The sequence below is a fragment of the Streptomyces diastatochromogenes genome (genome assembly GCF_002242805.1).
Taxonomy (GTDB): Bacteria; Actinomycetota; Actinomycetes; order Streptomycetales; family Streptomycetaceae; genus Streptomyces; species Streptomyces diastatochromogenes.
Genome location: NZ_MCGQ01000208.1, coordinates 1 through 383, shown reverse-complemented (window position 1 = coordinate 383; position 383 = coordinate 1). Strand labels below are relative to the sequence as shown.

Genomic DNA, 383 nt, shown 5'->3' with positions numbered 1-383 from the left:
TGCTGCTCGCCCGCCGCGGCATCGAGTACGGCTCCGGCCTGGACGCCCAACGGTGGGTCGTCGAGCGTCCGTTCGCCCATCTGCGCTGGTTCCGCCCCTGAGGATCCGCTGGGTGGTACGTGACGACATCCACGAAGCATTCCTCACCCTCGGATGCGCGCTCCTCTGCCGGCGGCGACTGCACGCTCTGCCGAGCGAGGGCCGGCTAGGCCTCCCGCGCCCACGGCCGCAGCTTCTCCGGGTTGCGGACCGCCCAGATCCGGGTGACGCGCCCGTCGGAGATGTCGAACGAGGCTACGGTCACGACGACGCCGGCACGCTGGGCCACCAGGCCCGGCACACCGTTGACCGACCGCTCCAGTAGTTCGAGCCCCGGAGCCTTA

Annotated in this window: 2 pseudogenes; one reads left to right on the top strand and one right to left on the bottom strand. The window is 71.0% G+C overall.

The annotated features are described in order from the left end of the window. Nucleotides 1-169 (top strand): annotated as a pseudogene (locus BEK98_RS50755) (IS5/IS1182 family transposase); the annotation flags it as partial. 36 nt (nt 170-205) lie between these two features. Here BEK98_RS50755 and BEK98_RS50750 read toward each other — a convergent pair. Beyond that, nucleotides 206-383: pseudogene (locus tag BEK98_RS50750) on the bottom strand (RNA polymerase subunit sigma-24); the annotation flags it as partial.